Here is a 16,432-nt window from a genome sequence, read left to right as displayed (position 1 = left end):
TCATTATGAATATCTCATTGATTTTAAAGCCAGCGATAGAGCTTTTAGCTGTTCTTCTTCTCGCTTTAGGGATTAAAGGTCTTTCCAAGGTTCGTTCTGCGAGAGATGCAAATCGTCTTGCCGCTTTTGCCCTTACTCTTGCTTTAATAGGCGTTTTAATTGATTTTATAGGTACAAATGATATATCCATTATTGAAGGTTATTGGATAATTATTGGATCTTTAGTTGGCGGATTGCTGGGCATCTTTACTGCGCAAAGAGTCCCAATGACTTCTATGCCAGAGACTGTTGCTCTTTTTAATGGTTGTGGAGGAATGTCTTCCTTGCTTGTTGCCGTTGGAGTTTCACTTTTCCCAATATCAGAATCCAAGGTCGAATCAATATCTATAATTATTTCTATTTTTGTAGGAGCAATAACGTTTACTGGTTCAATTGTTGCAATGGCCAAACTGCAAGGTTGGCTCTCAACACCAAATTGGACACAAAGCAAAGTTAGACATGCAGTAAATATTGCTTTCGCAGTACTTTCTCTAACATCCATTGTTGAAATACTTTCCAATGGAAATAATTTCAGTGGACTTTGGCTACTTGTTATTAGTTCTGGATTGCTTGGTATTGGAGTAACTCTCTCAATAGGGGGAGCAGATATGCCTGTAGTTATTTCTCTGCTAAACAGTTACTCAGGTATTGCCGCTGCCGCTGCAGGCTTTGTAGTTGGTAGCCAATTATTGATTGTTGCAGGAGCAATGGTTGGAGCAGCTGGGTTGATTCTTACCCAAGTTATGTGTAAAGGCATGAATAGATCTTTAGTATCCGTTCTTTTTGGAGGAGTGCTTGGCGCAAGCGCTGGTTCATTAGCCAATGAACCAGCCGAATATACAAATATTACAAGTTGCAGTGTTGAAGAATGCGCATTAACTCTTGAGGCGGCCGAAAGAGTAGTAATTGTTCCAGGTTATGGTCTTGCAGTTGCCCAAGCTCAGCATACGCTTAGAGAAGTCTCAAGAGCTCTAGAGGCAAGTGGAATAAATGTTTCTTATGCAATTCATCCAGTTGCTGGAAGAATGCCTGGACATATGAATGTTTTGCTTGCAGAGGCAGATGTTCCATACGATCAATTAAAAGAAATGGAAATAATTAACCCTGAATTTCCTGCTACAGATGTGGTCTTAATACTTGGAGCTAATGATGTCGTTAACCCACAGGCAAAAACCGATACAACCTCCCCTCTTTACGGGATGCCTGTTTTAGATGTGCAAGAGGCTAGAACTGTATTTGTAGTTAAAAGAGGAATGAGTGCGGGGTATTCAGGTATAAAAAATGATCTATTTGATCTTCCCAATACTTCTATGCTTTTTGGAGATGCTAAGAAAGTCTTGGGTGACTTGTTAGTTGAATTAAAGGAGCTTGGATTAGGTGGTAAGGGTTAATGAGCAAACTGGAATTTGTCTAGAACAACTTGGGGTTCCTCACTTTGAGGAGCGATTTCCTTGGATTGGGGGAGATCTTCAAACTCTTCGGGATACTTTTATATCTGAAGAATTAGAGCAAGAAAAAGGCAAGCAAATATTAGTTCCTATTCCTGAAAACCATTCTCGAAAATGTGGAGCAGGGAATTTGCTTTGTTTATTAGATGAACCAATTTCTTCTAAGAAGATTCTAGGTCTTGTTCTAATACTCCATGGCCTTGGTGGGTCTAGTCGAAGGCAGGGATTAAGGCGAATGGCATCTTCTTTTCTTGATTCAGGCTTTGCTGTACTGCGAGTGAATTTGCGTGGAGCAGATCCTGGAAGGGAATTTGCGGCAGGAACTTACTCTGCTAAATGCAACAGTGATTTGTTCCCAGTTATTTCACACGCAAGGGAAATATGTGATTCACTTGCTGAAGATTTACCAAGTAGAAAATCTCTTCCTTTATATGGGGTAGGCCTTTCACTAGGAGGAACCATTTTGCTAAACACTTGCTTGGATCCTGCTAATTCAAATTCTCCATGCCTTGATGGGCTGGTATGTATTAGTAGTCCATTAGATCTATCTGCTTGTAGCGAATCAATTGAGAGAAGAAGAAATACGGTATATCAAAGATGGCTTTTATGGCGACTTGTTCGACAAACTCTTGCGGACCCTTTTGGAATATCTGATGAAGAAAGAAGTTTACTTTTAGGAGTTGATATAAATAAAACAAAAAAAATTTCATCAATTCGCGCTTTTGACTCTGCAATTACAGCTCCGCGATGGGGTTTTAAGAATGTCGAAGAATATTACAAACTTGCCTCCCCACTAAAATATTTACTTGATAACCACACGATGATTCCGAAATCTCTTTTTATTCAATCATTTGATGATCCATGGGTTCCAGTTTATGGAGCACAGATACTAATGGAGAGAGTGAAACAATTAGGACAAAGGAAAATAGATATTCTCTTAACTAAAAAAGGTGGTCATAATGGTTTCCATGGTTTGAAAGGATGTTGGGGAGATTATTTGGTAAACAAATGGCTTTTAAAAAATTCTGTTTAAGTGTTTGATTGCTTTATAGGTGTTTTGTTTATTATCCAATCATTTATAGGAGTGCCTTCTAAAATATGTTTGTAAATAATTGCCTCTATTCTTTTAGGACTTACTCTTCCATACCATATTCCATCTGGCCAGATTAAAAGAATAGGACCGTTTTTACATACTCTTAGGCAATCTACCTTTGATCTTAAAACTATTCCTTCTGGACGTTTGCTGTTCTCTAAATTCAATTCTTTAAGTATTGACTTTAGTCTTTTCCAGCTTGATGCCCCTGTTGATTTATCACAACAAGAAGATTTTCTTGGAGTTGCGCATAGTAATAGATGATGACTAACAATTTGATTTTTCATTTCTTAAACTAGTCTATTTTAAATTAATACTTTTCTTGACTGATATCTAACTTCGTTTCTAGCCCATTTATCAATTAAAAGAATATCATTTAGTGAAGGATCGCTTCTTAAGTCGTTTTTATGTTTCTCACACGTCATTTCAATTAGTTTGGGAATCCCCAGAAAATGAATCTTCTCTTCTAAAAATTGCGCTACCGCTTCCTCATTTGCTGCATTAAGAACTGCTGGCATTGTTCCTCCAGCCTTGCCAGCGGCATATGCTAGTTGCATACATGGGTATTTAGATGTATCTGGTGACCTAAAAGTTAAATTTCCTATTTCAGCTAGATTTAGCCTTTTCCAAGGAGTGGACAACCTATGGGGCCAACTCATGCAATATAAAATTGGGAGTTTCATATCTGGCCAGCCTAGTTGTGCAATTACAGAAGTATCTTCTAATTCGATCATTGAATGAATGATGCTTTGCGGATGAATAACAATCTCAATATTTTCGTAATTAAGTCCAAATAAATAATGAGCCTCTATTACTTCAAGTCCTTTGTTCATTAAGGTTGCTGAGTCAACTGTAATTTTTCTGCCCATGCTCCAATTCGGATGAGATGTGGCATCTTCAACAGTTGCTTGCTCTAATTTCTCTGGAGGCCAATCTCTAAAGGCACCACCTGAAGCAGTTAGAAGAATTTTACTAAGTCCTGGAGTGGGAACTCCAGTTGATAAACGAGCATTTTCTGCCCAAGGTGTCCCTTGAAGACATTGAAAAATTGCGGAATGCTCTGAGTCTGCAGGAAGTAATCGACTTCCACTTTTTTTTAATTCTGGTAAAACAACAGGACCAGCTGCAATGAGTGTTTCTTTGTTGGCTAAGGCAAGATCTTTCCCTGCTTTAATTGCCGCAAGAGTAGGTAGAAGCCCAGCGCATCCAACTATTCCAGTAATGACAATATCTGCATGGTCCCATGATGCTGCGGTATTTAAACCATCTGGACCTCCTACCAATTTAGGTAAGCCATTCTTAAAACCTTCCTTTGGAAGGTGATTTATTCGTTCATTAAGAGCTGGTATAAGAGAACTGTCTGCGACAGCAACAATTTCTGGAGAATGAGTTTTGATTTGTCTTGTGAGGAGATCTAAGTTTTTCCCTGCAGCAAGAGCTACAACATTGAACTTTTCAGGAAACTCTTCAGCAATTTCAAGTGTTTGAGTCCCTATGGAGCCAGTAGACCCAAGTACGCTTATGGCTTTCACATTGTGAAGGCAATTAAGACCAGTCTCCCATTAGGAGGTATAACCCAAGAAACATATCTTCAAAAAGTTGGAGTTGATAAACATGCAATCAAGAGAAAAATGGCGATCTAGCTTTGGTTTTGTCATGGCAGCTGCTGGAAGTGCTGTTGGGCTAGGTAATCTTTGGGGATTTGCTTATAGATCATCCCAAGGGGGTGGACTTGCCTTTTTGCTTCTTTATGTCTTGATCGTTTTACTTGTATGCGTTCCTGTACTTGTTGGAGAGATGGTTCTAGGTCGAAGTACTGCTGCTAGTCCTTTTCTTGCACCTTCCAAAGCCGCAGGTGATAGTTGGAAGCCACTAGGCTGGCTTTTTGCAATTGCTTCTTGCGGAATCCTTTCTTTTTATGCTGTCATTATGGGGTGGACAGTTGATACATTTTTTCACTCTTTATTTGTGGGATTGCCCAGTGATATTTCTGAAGCAGGAGCCTTCTTTGATCGAATTAGTACTGGTAAAAGTGTTTTTATCGGACAAATCATTAGCTTATTGCTTACTGCCTTTATTGTTTCAGCGGGAGTTAGAGGAGGTATTGAGCGGCTAACTCGGTTATGTATGCCATTGTTATTTGGATTGCTTTTATTACTTGCGATATGGGCGGCTTTCTTAAAAGGTTCTTGGGAAGGTTATTCCACATTTCTTTTGAGATGGGATGCTTCACAACTTCTTGAACCTGGCACTATTCGCAATGCTTTTACCCAGGCTTTCTTTTCTCTAAGTCTTGGAATTGGAATTATGGTTGCATATTCTTCTTATCTAGATAAAAATAATAAATTACCAAAAGAAGCCTTGGGAATAGTCTCTTTTGATACTGCTGTTGGTCTTTTGGCTGGGATGATCACTTTCCCGATAGTAATAAGTTTTGGTCTTACAGATGTAATTAGTGAATCTACCGTTGGAGCATTATTTATTGCGTTGCCCACGGGATTTGCAAATTTAGGTATTTTTGGAAGATTAATAGCAGGAATTTTCTTTGGATTAGCTTTTATTGCAGCAATTACTTCGTCTATTTCTCTTTTAGAAGTTCCAGTCTCATCTCTTATGGATCAGCTTAACTGGGAAAGGCGAAAGGCAGTAATTGTTTCAACGTTAATTGTTTTTGTTATTGGCATTCCTTCAGCGATTTCCTTAGATGTTTTAGGAAATATGGATGCAATCTTCAATGTTTTACTAATCTTAGGTGGATTTCTTATCTCAATTCTACTTGGCTGGGTAATACCTAGAAAATATGATGAAGATTTAGCATTAGCTAATTCAAGTTATAGGGTGCGTAAATATTTGAAATTTATGCTTCGTTGGGTTTCTCCTCCAGTCATTGCAATTGGTTTAGTAATAAGTCTTACAGACCTTTTTCAGAGCTGGATCTAATGAGTTTAATATGTTTTTATTAAGATAAATCTATTTAATGAAAATCCATGATGTAGTGCCATCTTTTTTATCAATAAGATCTATTCCTTTATTTCTTAAAACTTCCCTTATCTGATCAGCTCTCGAGAAGTCTCTTAATAGTTTTGCATCAATTCTTTCTTTTATTAATGTTTCTATTGCTTCATTGCTTAGCTCTTTATTAATAGGATTAATATTATTTATCTCTGCTTTTAGTCCTAAAATATTAGTTAATTTTAATAGGAATTTCCATCGATTATAATGTTTTGCTTTTTCTAATTCAGTAATTACATCAATTGAGCCTCTTTCAATATTATTTGAAAGTGATCGAAGTGGCTTTGCAATTTGAAAGATTACTGAAAGTGCCGCTGAAGTATTTAGATCATCATTCATTGCCTCAATAAAACTTTGATATTGCTTGGAATACTCTTCAGTAAGAACTTCCTCTTTTGATTGATTATCAAGCACTTCAATTGCTTTATGTGGATGTGGCCAATTTAAATAATTAAAATACTTAAGGCTAATGCAAAGTGCTGAGTTTATTCCATCCCAACCTTTTGCTGCGGAATCGAGTGCATCCTGTGTGAAGTCTAGTGGTTTGCGGTAATGAGTTTGTAAAACAAATAATCTTAAACTCATTGCGGAATAACCACTTTCTAGAAGTGATCTAATTGTCTTGAAGTTACCTAATGATTTACTCATTTTTTTCCCTTCTACATTCACCATTCCATTGTGAAGCCAATATTTAGCTAATTCTTTCCCATTAGCTGTTTCGGATTGAGCTATTTCGTTTTCATGATGGGGAAAGACAAGATCAGACCCACCTAGGTGAATGTCAATTGTTTCGCCGAGTTCCTTCCTTACCATTGCAGAACATTCAATATGCCATCCAGGTCTGCCAGCGCCCCATGGAGAGGGGAAGCTGGTTTCACCTTCTTTGGCACTTTTCCATAAAGCAAAGTCAAATTGATTTTTTTTGTTTTCTTTCTCTCCTTTAGTAAGCCTTCCATGAGCATCTATTTGCTGCTCTTCAAGTGATCTTTGACTTAACTTCCCATATTCTTTGTGCTTCTCAACTGAAAAATAAACATCTCCATTTTTTGAATAAGCAGCACCTTTATCTTCTAACTCTCTTATTAAATTGCATATGCCATCAATACAATTGGTGGCTCGAGGCATACTATCTGGACGCAAAATACCTAATGAATCCATATCACGATGAAAGGCCTTTATATTTCTTTCGGTGATTTCATTTGTGGAGCAACCTTCTTCAGCGGCTTTCTTTAGGATTTTGTCATCGATATCAGTGAAATTTTGGACAAAAGTCACTTCAAACCCTTCCCAAGTCAAAAATCTCCTTAAAATGTCCCAAACAATGTAACTGCGAGCATGACCGATATGACATAGGTCATAAACAGTTACCCCGCAACAATAAATACTTACTTTATTGGGTACAAGAGAAAAGAAATCTTCTTTCTTCTTTGTGAGTGTGTTGGTTAGCCTCAGTGACACAGTCTTATATGGTTTTAGGAATTTCTTTTGGAGATTCCTTGGATAGCTTCGTTTCTATTTTGCCTTGTTGGGAAGATTCCGTTGGCTTTTTTAGACTAGTCATTCATTTGAGTAACTTCAAAAAAAGTGAAAGATGTTCTCGTTAAAAAGCAAGCCTTGTCACTCCTGAATCAAAGAAGTAAGAAGACTTGCTTTAATCTTTCAATTGAGCCTTAGGAGAGAAAAAGCTAAAACTACTTTTTAGCAGGAAGATTTACTCCTTGTCCGTCATTGTCGCTTTTTCCTCCAATGAAATAGACAATATAAAGAGCAAATCCAACTATTCCACAGAGTTGAGCGAAGGCGTGCATTGATCAAAGAGGTAAACGAATTACTAATAACTCAAAAATTAAACTTAATGAGCTTTATGCATTGATACTTAACCTCGTGAAAACTTACTTAATAAAGACGCTTTTTCCTTGATTAACTTGTAAATAAAAAAGGGCCAAGAGGCCCTTTTTTATTTATGGCATTTACGCCAGCTTTTCGAAGACCTTGGCTTTGGCACCTGGGGCCATTTTTCTAGGTGTGAAGCTATATCTCTTTTGAGGGCACCTATACGATGCAGAAGAGATACGACTGATTTGACGTTCTTAATTGTTTTGCCGCACCTAAATCATTGATCCTTGGCAAAATACATCCATCTTGTCCTAGATAGATGTCAATTGTCTTTGTCGCATCAGACGCAAGCTTACTTTGTCATTGAGACTGTTGGAGCAGGAACCAGAAGTCAGATTACTTCTGGGGGATACTCAGGTGGAGTGTCGACCGACATTTGGTACCTCCGAGTTCTGAACTTATTTTTCTCCTTTCTGACATTTAATGCAATCAGCCTTAATGCCCATTGCATTATCAGTTTAAAAGTAAGATAATTAGTACTTTGCTAAAAACAACTATTGAAATTATGAGTTAAGTGAATCTCCAAAGACGAATATTGAACTAAGCAATTGAGAGAAGATATTTTTAATAGGATTAAATACCTGTGGAAATAATTCTGTATTTATTGTTGGACTTCTAAAGTGTTAATAGTAGACCATTGTTTAGAATAGACTAATTTAGGATGCCGATGAAAAGTTTATTTTCAATAAAAATATTTAATAAATTAAATACCAGGCTCCTTGTAATTAGTTTTTTAATTTTCTTTGGATACTTTTATTCTACTCCATATTTATCAATCTTCTTTTTTAAAACTGCGATAGAGAATAGGCAGTCGAGAAAAGCTAATAAATATATAAACTTCTCTTCGCTTAGAAGCGATCTTAAATCTCAATTGACCAATAACTTGAGAAATAAAGCTTTAAACAAATATAGAAATAGATTATCTCCATTCTCATTGACACTGATTAATCCCGTGTTCGAGAAAATGGTAGATTCAATAGTTGACTACACTGTCACAAATAATGGTCTAAGATTACTTCTTAATAAAGGCCAATTATTGACAGATGCAAGAATCTATCAAGATCAATGGGAGGAGGAAGATATAAAAGTAAATCTTTATTATCAGGGCCTGAATATCTTTATCTTAAGTACTAAAGTAAATAATTTAAGTCAACCTATAAAAACTTATTGGTTGAGGGAAGGCCTTTTTCATTGGAAGTTAAGTCGTATTGACTTGCCTCCTGAGTTGATTCAATAAATTTAACCCTTGCATTATAAGCTATTGATTAGAGGGATGAAAATATTGTTCCTTTTAGAAAATCAGTCTATTGATTTTCATTGAAGACGATTTGATAAAAAATGGGAGCTAATGCATTAGTCTTATATTGTATATGTCCGAGAAATAGTTCTTTTTTACCCAAGAAAACTGTTTCACTCTAAATACACATGAGCTCTACACCAGAATCTTCGGAGTTAAATGAGGTTTCTATAGAGAGGAATCCTGAAATTGCTTTCTGTGTATTACAGCAAATTCAAAATCTCCGCGTTGAAAATAAAATTAAGGATGCAGATGCTCTTCTTAGAGAGTGGATCGTTTAATAATCTGATAACTTTATTAGCAAATTATTCTATTTCTTTAAATTTCAGATGAAGAGAGCAATTGTTACTTGCATTCCATCCAATTATTTCCAATACCAGTTTCTACAGTTAAAGGGACACTAAGAGTTAATGCATTTTCCATTGTATTAACAACTATTTGCTTGACTTCATTTAAGGCTTTTGGATCTACTTCTAGTACTAACTCATCGTGAACTTGTAATAAAAGATTTGCAGGCAAGGAAGATGCTTTTAATTTACTACTGATTTGCAGCATCGCAATTTTTATTATGTCAGCACTTGATCCTTGAATCGGGGCATTTGCTGCAGCTCTAAGTTGCTGAGCTTCTATCCCTGCTCTGCGTGCTGTGAGAAGGTCTATTTCATTTATATCTTTTCCTAGTAGTCGTCCTAACCCACTTTTGTCAAAATTAAAGTATCTACGTCTACCAAGAATAGTGGTTACATAACCTCTACTTAAAGCAAGCTTTTCTTGAAGTTCTAGGAACTTAAAAATATTTTTATATCTTTCCTTAAAACGTGCCAGGAAATCTTTGGCTTCTTGTTGTGTTACGCCTGCGGCTCGAGCAAAGCGTTGTGCACCCATTCCATAAATTACACCGAAATTTATTGTCTTGCCTAGACGCCTTTCGTCTGCATTTATAGAGTCCTTCTCTAGTAATAACTTTGCCGTCAAAGAATGAACATCCTCTTTGTTTTTGTATGCCTTTTGAAGAACTTCTTCTTCTGACAAGTGAGCGAGAATACGGAGTTCAATTTGCGAATAATCTGCACTAAGTAATTTCCAGTTTTCTTTAGGTAAAAAAGCCTTACGAATCTGCTTGCTGAATTCAGTTCTACTTGGAATGTTTTGGAGATTGGGATTGCTGCTACTTAATCTTCCTGTCGTTGTTACTGCTTGATTGAAATCTGTATGCACTCTTTGTGTTTCAGATTCAACTAGTTGTGGAAGCGCGTCAATGTAAGTACTTAAAAGTTTGCTGATTGTTCGATGTTCTATTAATTTAGGGATTATTGTATGTTCAGAAGATAGTTTTTCTAATACAGCAGCATCAGTGCTCCAACCTGTTTTAGTTTTCCTAGATTTTTTTTTGTTGAGATTAAGGTTTTCAAATAAAACTTCTGCTAATTGCTTAGGTGAATTTAAATTAAAATCTATCCCTGCTTCTTGTTGGATTTCACCTTCAAGGCAGGAAAGTTTTTCTTGGAAAGAATTTGATAGTTTCTGCAAGTAGGGTACATCTATTCTTATCCCAGTATTTTCCATATGGGCGAGTACTGTCTCTAAAGGTTGTTCAACTTCATAGAGTAGTTTGATTAACTCATTGCCAACTTCTTGAAGAGATGACTTTAATCTTTTAGATAATTTTCTTGTTAAATAAACATCCATACCACAGTAAAGACTTGCTGAATCTATACTGACGTCGGCAAAAGTTTTACCTTTATCAACAATCTCATTGAAAGAGGTAGGTGTAAAACTAAATTCACGTTTTGCTATTTCTTCTAAGCTATGTTTATTGCTTGCGTCAAGTAAGTAATCGGCTAATAATGTATCTATAGTTACTCCATCAAGGTTTATTCCATGTCTAAGAAGTATTAAACGATCATATTTTGCATTTTGCAGTACTTTAGGATGCTCATTACTGGAAAGCCAAGGTCTAAGCTCATTAATTACGGTATCTAGACCAAGTTGATTATTAGAAATAGGAGAAAAAATTTCATTCTGTAATTTGTGGCCGATAGGGATATAAGCCAAATCTTTCTTTCCTTCTCCCCAGCACAAACCTATTCCAACAAGTTCTGCTTTAAAAGGATTTAAATCTGTTGTTTCTGTGTCAATCGCAATAGGTGAATCTATATCTTTATAGGTCATTAAATTACTAACAAGCTTAGTTAATTGATCTGCTGTATTAATTATCTGAGGATTAATATCTATAGACGAATTATTAATTGATTCTGAATTATTCTGACTAATGCTAAGAGGCTTTCTCTTGATTTCATTGTTATCAACTTTTATCTGATCTTTATTGGAGAGATAACCCCCAGCTGAAAAAGTTGCTTTGAAAATTTCTATTTGACGTACTAAGCTAAAAAGCTCTAATTCCTCAAGAGAATTTCTTAATTCTATTGTATTTATTTTGCTAAGTAGACTATTAGGTTGCTTTTTAATAGGAACTTTCTTTATTATTTCTGCTAGATATTTTGAATGATAAGCATTATCTTTATCAACTTTTAGCTTGGCTTTTAGTGCTCCTTTAATGCACCCTTTTGTCGCTTTATCTCCTAATGCTTCAAGTCTTTCCAGTGAGGTATAAATGCCATCTAAGTCACCATTTTCTTTCAAAAGATTAATCGCAGTTTTAGGACCTACGCCTTTTATTCCAGGAATATTGTCAGAACTATCTCCTGTTAAAGCTTTTAGCTCAACAACTTTTGTAGGAATCACACCAAGCTTTTGTATAACCTCAGATTCTTTAATAAGAGATGGCTGTCCACTTTTAGAATATGGTCCTCCTCCCATATACAGCACTGCTATATCAAGTGAATCGTTAACCAATTGGAAGAGATCTCTATCCCCAGTAAGAATCCTTACTGACCATCCATCTTTTATTGCTTGATAAGCCAGGGTCCCAAGTACATCATCAGCTTCATAGCCTTCTACTGAACACATAGAGATATTCAGTGCTTTTTCAAGAATCTTCTGAAGTTGTTCTAAATCTTGAAAAAATATGTCAGGTGCAACATCTCTATTTGCCTTGTAATTGGGATCAGATTTATGCCTAAACGTTGGTTCGGGAGTGTCAAAAGCAATAGTGATAGCCTCTGGCCCAAGAAGTTTGCAGTTATCTAGAAGACTTTTTAAAAATCCATATGTAACACTTGTAGGGAAACCATCTTTTGTTGTAAGTCCTCCTTCTCCTCCCTTGCTGAAGGCGTAGAAGCTTCTGAAAGCTAAGGAGTGTCCATCTACTAGGAGTAATATTGGTTTTTTAATTTTTTTTTTCATTAATAATCTTTTTAAAAGTAGCTACTTAATTTCTCGATTGTTTAGACCATGGAGGTAAGTCTATAAATATTTGATCTCCTGGGTTTACTCCATTAAGTATTGCTGTTTTGCTGCCACTGCTAGCTCCTAGTTCAACTGGTCTGAAGGTTGGCTGTTTTTTATCGCCAACAAAAAGTAATCCTGGCATACCTTTCTGAGTAACAATTGCCACAGTCGGAACCAAGGTGCTTATTGATGTCTCTCCAGTATTGAATTCAATATCGGCACTCATTCCTATTCTTAAAATTGGTGGAGGAGTGATAAGCAATAATGTCACTTCAAAGGAAGTCACATTATTGCTTTTTATTGCCCTTGGGGAAATGTCTCGAACTTTTGCTTGGAAGCGTTTCTCTGGAAATGAGTCAACTCTTACAGTTGCGTCTTGACCAACTTGAATTCGTCCAATATCACTTTCAGGTACTTTTGCAATTACTTCAAGACCTTGCGATAATTCCACAATCGAAATCTGTGGAGAAGTTCCGTTTCCAGTACTTGTGGAAGTTTTTGTTGGAGTGACAAAAGCTCCTTCTACTGCATATTTGCTAGTAATGATGCCTTCAAAAGGGGCTCGAATATCTATGTCATTTATCTGTATTTCTAATTGATTTAGCTTGGCTTCGCTTTTTAAAAAAAGATTTTTATAGTCATCATAGTTTTCTTGACTTATAGCACCTTCCTGAAGCAAGTATTTTCTTCTAATATAATTTGTTTTTTGTTTTTCGAAGTCAGCTTTTAATTCATTTAGCTTATAGGTCAAATCTCCATCGTCCATTCTTGCTATAAGCTGACCTTTTATAACTTGGTCGCCAGCCTCAACAAAAACTTCTTCTAAAATTCCTTGACGTTTTGGGCTTATATTTACACTCTTTTCTGATTGCAATTCACCGCTTGCAGTAATTAATCCAGGCAGTGTCCCTTCCTTTGCAATAGTGGTGAAGCTCCTTATATCTCTATTGCTTTCATTGTCAGGTTTGACTTTCCAAAAGACGCCACTTAGCGCTAGAAATATAGCTGTGGAAAGGATTATTAATTTTTTTTTCTTTTTGGAATTTGTTCCTTCAGACATTTTTCGTTTGAGGCAAGACTGTAAAAAGTTTTGATTTATGTAGGATGTTTTATTCTTGAAACATGACCTGGAATTTTCTAACTCTATTTTCGATTTATCGAGAATATGATGAATTTCTGGTCCATTATACGAAAATTAAATCCAAAAATGCTTAAGGCTGGAATTGTAGGACTTCCCAATGTGGGTAAGTCAACTTTATTTAATGCTTTAGTGGCTAATGCAAAAGCACAGGCAGCAAATTTTCCTTTTTGTACGATTGAACCAAATGTTGGTTCAGTTTCTGTCCCAGATAATCGATTGGATATTCTTGGAAGACTTAGTGCAAGCAAAATTATAATCCCGGCAAGAATTGAATTTGTTGATATTGCGGGGTTGGTTAAAGGTGCAAGCAAAGGAGAAGGCTTAGGCAATAAATTTCTAGCGAATATTCGTGAAGTTGATGCAATTGTTCATGTCGTGCGATGTTTTGAAGATGATGATGTAATACATGTATCCGGTTCAGTTAACCCTGCTAGAGATATAGAAATTATTAATCTAGAATTAAGTTTGTCAGATTTAGCTCAAGTAGAAAAAAGGCGAGAAAGACTTAAGAAGAATTTAAGAACAAACGAAGAGGCTAAATTGGAAGATGCTGCTTTGCAGACTATCTATCAAGAATTAGAAAAAGGAGGTTCAGTAAGGAGTATTAAACTCACTAAAGAGGAAAAAGAATTAATTAGACCTTTAGGTTTGTTAACAGATAAGCCTATTATTTATGCTGCAAATTTAAAGGAAGACGAATTATCTTTGGGAAATCAAAATTCTAATAGTGTGAATGAAATAGCTATGCTTGAAAACGCTCGGACTATACGAGTATCTGCGCAAGTAGAGGCTGAATTGATTGAATTAGGCGAGGATGAAAGACTAGATTACTTAAAGGGATTAGGTATCCTTGAGGGTGGATTGAAATCCTTAATAAAAGAAACTTATGATTTATTAGGCCTAAGAACATATTTTACTACTGGTGAAAAAGAAACTAGGGCCTGGACATTTAGGAAAGGCATGAAAGCTCCACAGGCTGCAGGCGTTATTCATACAGATTTCGAAAAAGGTTTTATAAGGGCTCAAACAATAGGATATGAAAAATTTATTGAAGCTGGTTCATTAGTTGAAGCTAAAAATAAAGGTTGGTTGAGGAGTGAAGGGAAAGACTATGAAGTAAAGGAAGGAGATGTGATGGAATTCTTATTTAATGTATAGGTAATTTTCTTGATACCCTCAGGCAATGAGACACCTTAATCATACTTCTTCTGATAATAGGAAGAAGGTAGTCGGGCAGATAGAATTACAACTTTTCCAAGTTTGATAACTTATGACTATTAACAATGTTTTTTATATGAATGGCTCTAACGGCACATAGGAAACACAAAATTTATCTGATAGTGACCATGGGATATAAGCTTGGTTCAAATGATCCAGAAGAGGTTGCTTTCTATACTAAAACCAAGGAAGAGATGAAAGATGATAAGCAAAATGGGCATAGAGGAATTCCAAGAGAAGACTGATGCAGTGGAGATTTCATCATCCATACATTTAAGTAATCGATATCATCCACAACCTCTCCTCAGCTATTAAGACTTTTTGGGATAACTATTGTCGCCATAATTAATATAGATTAAGTAGTATAGGTAGAGCCCTTAATCGCTATCTGGACTAGTTATATAAGATAAACTTAAGTTGAAATGCTCTGACTCCACCCTATAGATTTTATCCTAGCCTTATTAATAGGAGTAGCAGAATGATGCCAACTTGAAAGAGATAAGTCTCTACCTAACTACTCTTAAAAGTAGATTAGAAAGTCCGAGATCTTGAAATAAACGCCCCAGCTTTATTTAACTTCATGTCAAAATTCTCATATCCTCTATCGAGGTGCTCTAATCCTTGAATTATGCTCTCACCTCTAGCGACAAGGCTAGCAAGTACTATGGCGGCGCATGCTCTTAAGTCTTTCCCTTGTAGAATAGAAGGCCTTAATTCTTTAACTCCAACTACAAAAGCAGTATTTCCTTGAAGCTCAATGTTTGCCCCCATTTTATTGAGCTCATTAATATGATGCATCCTTTTCTCGAAAATCGTTTCTTCTATTTTGGATGTACCTTTTGCTGTAGTCATAAGTGCCATGAAAGGAGCTTGTAAGTCGGTAGGAAATCCTGGGTAAGGTCGAGTCGTTATGTCTACCGACTTTATATCTCTAATAGGGAATATACTTATGCTGTTATCGCTCTTTTTGACTAAGCAACCTGACTCTTCTAGCTTGAAAATAACAGCTTCAATATGTTCATATATAACAGGAGATATAGTTAAAGGACAACGTGTAATAGCTGATGCAATCAGAAATGTCCCTGCTTCAATTCGATCTGGCATTACAGTATGACTACAACCTTTGAGTTGATCGACTCCTTCTACTTCTATCCGATCAGTTCCATCACCTTTAATTTTCGCACCCATTCTTCTCAGCATATTTGCTAAATCTTGAATCTCAGGTTCTTGAGCAGAATTTTCAATAATCGTTTTTCCTTGCGCAAGTGTTGCCGCCATTAGAATTGTTTCTGTAGCGCCAACACTTTTGCAATTGAATTTAACTTTTGCTCCAACCAATCTTTTTTCAGGACTGAGGGCCTTTACAAGTATGTGATCTTTCTCAACCTTTACACTGGCCCCTAATCTTTTTAATCCTTTAAGATGCTCGTCAATAGGTCTTACTCCTATCCGACACCCCCCCGGTAATGGCATTCTAAGTTCCCCGAATCTGGCAAGAAGAGGTCCTATACAAAAGAAGCTTGCTCTAAGTGACTGGACTATTTCGACATCTAATTTCTCTGTTAGAAAATCTATTCGGTTAGTTTGCAAAAGTAATTTATTTGATGTTTCACTGATCGTTGCACCTATGCCTAAAAGTAGCTTTATCATTGAATAAACATCAGTTAGTTTAGGAACATTGCTTATTTGAACAGATTCTTTGGTGAGAAGGGATGCTGCTATTAGTACTAAAGCAGAGTTTTTAGCCCCACTAATTTTAATATCTCCAGAAAGTCTTTTGCTTTCAGAAACTTTTAAAACTTGCATATCTTCATTTGTTCTATATCTTATTGGATCTATAAAACCAGTAGAAGATTTACTACTCAAAACCTCGTTTATTTTTTTTTCTATTGAAGACAAACCTTTCTATTCCTAAAGAGAGATTTTATTGATATTAA

12 protein-coding genes are annotated in these 16,432 nt (G+C 36.1%); 6 read left to right on the top strand and 6 right to left on the bottom strand.

Annotation, left to right across the window (positions count from 1 at the left end; all coding sequences use genetic code 11):
• The first annotated feature begins 5 nt into the window (after positions 1-5).
• The gene (locus tag SOI85_RS03360) at positions 6-1,430 is read left to right on the top strand and encodes an NAD(P)(+) transhydrogenase (Re/Si-specific) subunit beta (protein WP_320664819.1); all 1,425 of its coding nucleotides are present in this window, start codon (positions 6-8) and stop codon (positions 1,428-1,430) included.
• The gene (locus SOI85_RS03355; protein WP_320664818.1) at positions 1,417-2,520 is read left to right on the top strand and encodes an alpha/beta fold hydrolase; all 1,104 of its coding nucleotides are present in this window, start codon (positions 1,417-1,419) and stop codon (positions 2,518-2,520) included. The genes SOI85_RS03360 and SOI85_RS03355 overlap by 14 nt, the downstream gene beginning before the upstream one ends.
• On the opposite strand, the gene SOI85_RS03350 is transcribed toward SOI85_RS03355, so the two are convergent.
• A complete protein-coding gene (locus tag SOI85_RS03350; protein ID WP_320664817.1) occupies positions 2,517-2,867 on the bottom strand; it encodes a (2Fe-2S) ferredoxin domain-containing protein in 351 nt (116 codons plus the stop codon). The genes SOI85_RS03355 and SOI85_RS03350 overlap by 4 nt on opposite strands.
• Before the next feature lie 18 nt (positions 2,868-2,885).
• Positions 2,886-4,112, bottom strand: a complete 1,227-nt coding sequence (locus SOI85_RS03345; RefSeq protein ID WP_320664816.1) for a 1-deoxy-D-xylulose-5-phosphate reductoisomerase — start codon at positions 4,110-4,112, stop codon at positions 2,886-2,888.
• A gap of 82 nt (positions 4,113-4,194) precedes the next feature.
• Between SOI85_RS03345 and SOI85_RS03340 the strand changes: the two genes are divergently transcribed.
• A complete protein-coding gene (locus SOI85_RS03340) occupies positions 4,195-5,520 on the top strand; it encodes a sodium-dependent transporter (protein ID WP_320664815.1) in 1,326 nt (441 codons plus the stop codon).
• A gap of 30 nt (positions 5,521-5,550) precedes the next feature.
• Here the strand turns inward: SOI85_RS03340 and cysS are convergent, their stop codons facing one another.
• Positions 5,551-7,050: a cysteine--tRNA ligase gene (gene cysS, locus SOI85_RS03335; RefSeq protein WP_320664814.1), complete on the bottom strand. Its 1,500-nt coding sequence runs from the start codon at positions 7,048-7,050 to the stop codon at positions 5,551-5,553.
• 1,099 nt (positions 7,051-8,149) lie between these two features.
• On the opposite strand from cysS, the gene SOI85_RS03330 reads away from it, so the two are divergent.
• Both SOI85_RS03330 and SOI85_RS03325 read left to right on the top strand, forming a co-directional pair.
• Positions 8,150-8,725: a DUF2939 domain-containing protein gene (locus SOI85_RS03330; RefSeq protein WP_320664813.1), complete on the top strand. Its 576-nt coding sequence runs from the start codon at positions 8,150-8,152 to the stop codon at positions 8,723-8,725.
• Positions 8,726-8,913: 188 nt separating this feature from the next.
• A complete protein-coding gene (locus tag SOI85_RS03325) occupies positions 8,914-9,066 on the top strand; it encodes a hypothetical protein (protein WP_320664812.1) in 153 nt (50 codons plus the stop codon).
• A gap of 64 nt (positions 9,067-9,130) precedes the next feature.
• Here the strand turns inward: SOI85_RS03325 and polA are convergent, their stop codons facing one another.
• Together polA and SOI85_RS03315 are read right to left on the bottom strand one after the other, a co-directional pair.
• Positions 9,131-12,091, bottom strand: coding sequence for a DNA polymerase I (polA, locus tag SOI85_RS03320; protein ID WP_320664811.1), 2,961 nt, complete (start codon positions 12,089-12,091; stop codon positions 9,131-9,133).
• Positions 12,092-12,116: 25 nt separating this feature from the next.
• Positions 12,117-13,196, bottom strand: coding sequence for an efflux RND transporter periplasmic adaptor subunit (locus tag SOI85_RS03315; protein ID WP_320664810.1), 1,080 nt, complete (start codon positions 13,194-13,196; stop codon positions 12,117-12,119).
• Positions 13,197-13,343: 147 nt separating this feature from the next.
• Here SOI85_RS03315 and ychF point away from each other — a divergent pair, with 147 nt between their 5' ends.
• Positions 13,344-14,435: a redox-regulated ATPase YchF gene (ychF, locus tag SOI85_RS03310; protein ID WP_320664809.1), complete on the top strand. Its 1,092-nt coding sequence runs from the start codon at positions 13,344-13,346 to the stop codon at positions 14,433-14,435.
• 591 nt (positions 14,436-15,026) lie between these two features.
• On the opposite strand, the gene murA is transcribed toward ychF, so the two are convergent.
• The gene (gene murA, locus SOI85_RS03305) at positions 15,027-16,301 is read right to left on the bottom strand and encodes a UDP-N-acetylglucosamine 1-carboxyvinyltransferase (RefSeq protein ID WP_414477805.1); all 1,275 of its coding nucleotides are present in this window, start codon (positions 16,299-16,301) and stop codon (positions 15,027-15,029) included.
• Positions 16,302-16,432: the final 131 nt, after the last annotated feature.

This window comes from Prochlorococcus sp. MIT 1223 (assembly GCF_034092465.1).
Lineage (GTDB): Bacteria > Cyanobacteriota > Cyanobacteriia > PCC-6307 > Cyanobiaceae > AG-402-N21.
This window is presented reverse-complemented; position numbering and strand designations above follow the sequence as displayed.

What these genes read in the sequence shown, in the direction of transcription:
- SOI85_RS03360 (WP_320664819.1), top strand. Translation starts at nt 6, where the DNA reads ATGAATATCTCATTGATTTTAAAGCCAGCGATAGAGCTTTTAGCTGTT.
- SOI85_RS03350 (WP_320664817.1), bottom strand. Translation starts at nt 2,867, where the DNA reads ATGAAAAATCAAATTGTTAGTCATCATCTATTACTATGCGCAACTCCA.
- SOI85_RS03340 (WP_320664815.1), top strand. Translation starts at nt 4,195, where the DNA reads ATGCAATCAAGAGAAAAATGGCGATCTAGCTTTGGTTTTGTCATGGCA.
- SOI85_RS03330 (WP_320664813.1), top strand. Translation starts at nt 8,150, where the DNA reads ATGCCGATGAAAAGTTTATTTTCAATAAAAATATTTAATAAATTAAAT.
- SOI85_RS03325 (WP_320664812.1), top strand. Translation starts at nt 8,914, where the DNA reads ATGAGCTCTACACCAGAATCTTCGGAGTTAAATGAGGTTTCTATAGAG.
- polA (WP_320664811.1), bottom strand. Translation starts at nt 12,091, where the DNA reads ATGAAAAAAAAAATTAAAAAACCAATATTACTCCTAGTAGATGGACAC.
- SOI85_RS03315 (WP_320664810.1), bottom strand. Translation starts at nt 13,196, where the DNA reads ATGTCTGAAGGAACAAATTCCAAAAAGAAAAAAAAATTAATAATCCTT.
- ychF (WP_320664809.1), top strand. Translation starts at nt 13,344, where the DNA reads ATGCTTAAGGCTGGAATTGTAGGACTTCCCAATGTGGGTAAGTCAACT.
- murA (WP_414477805.1), bottom strand. Translation starts at nt 16,301, where the DNA reads ATGCAAGTTTTAAAAGTTTCTGAAAGCAAAAGACTTTCTGGAGATATT.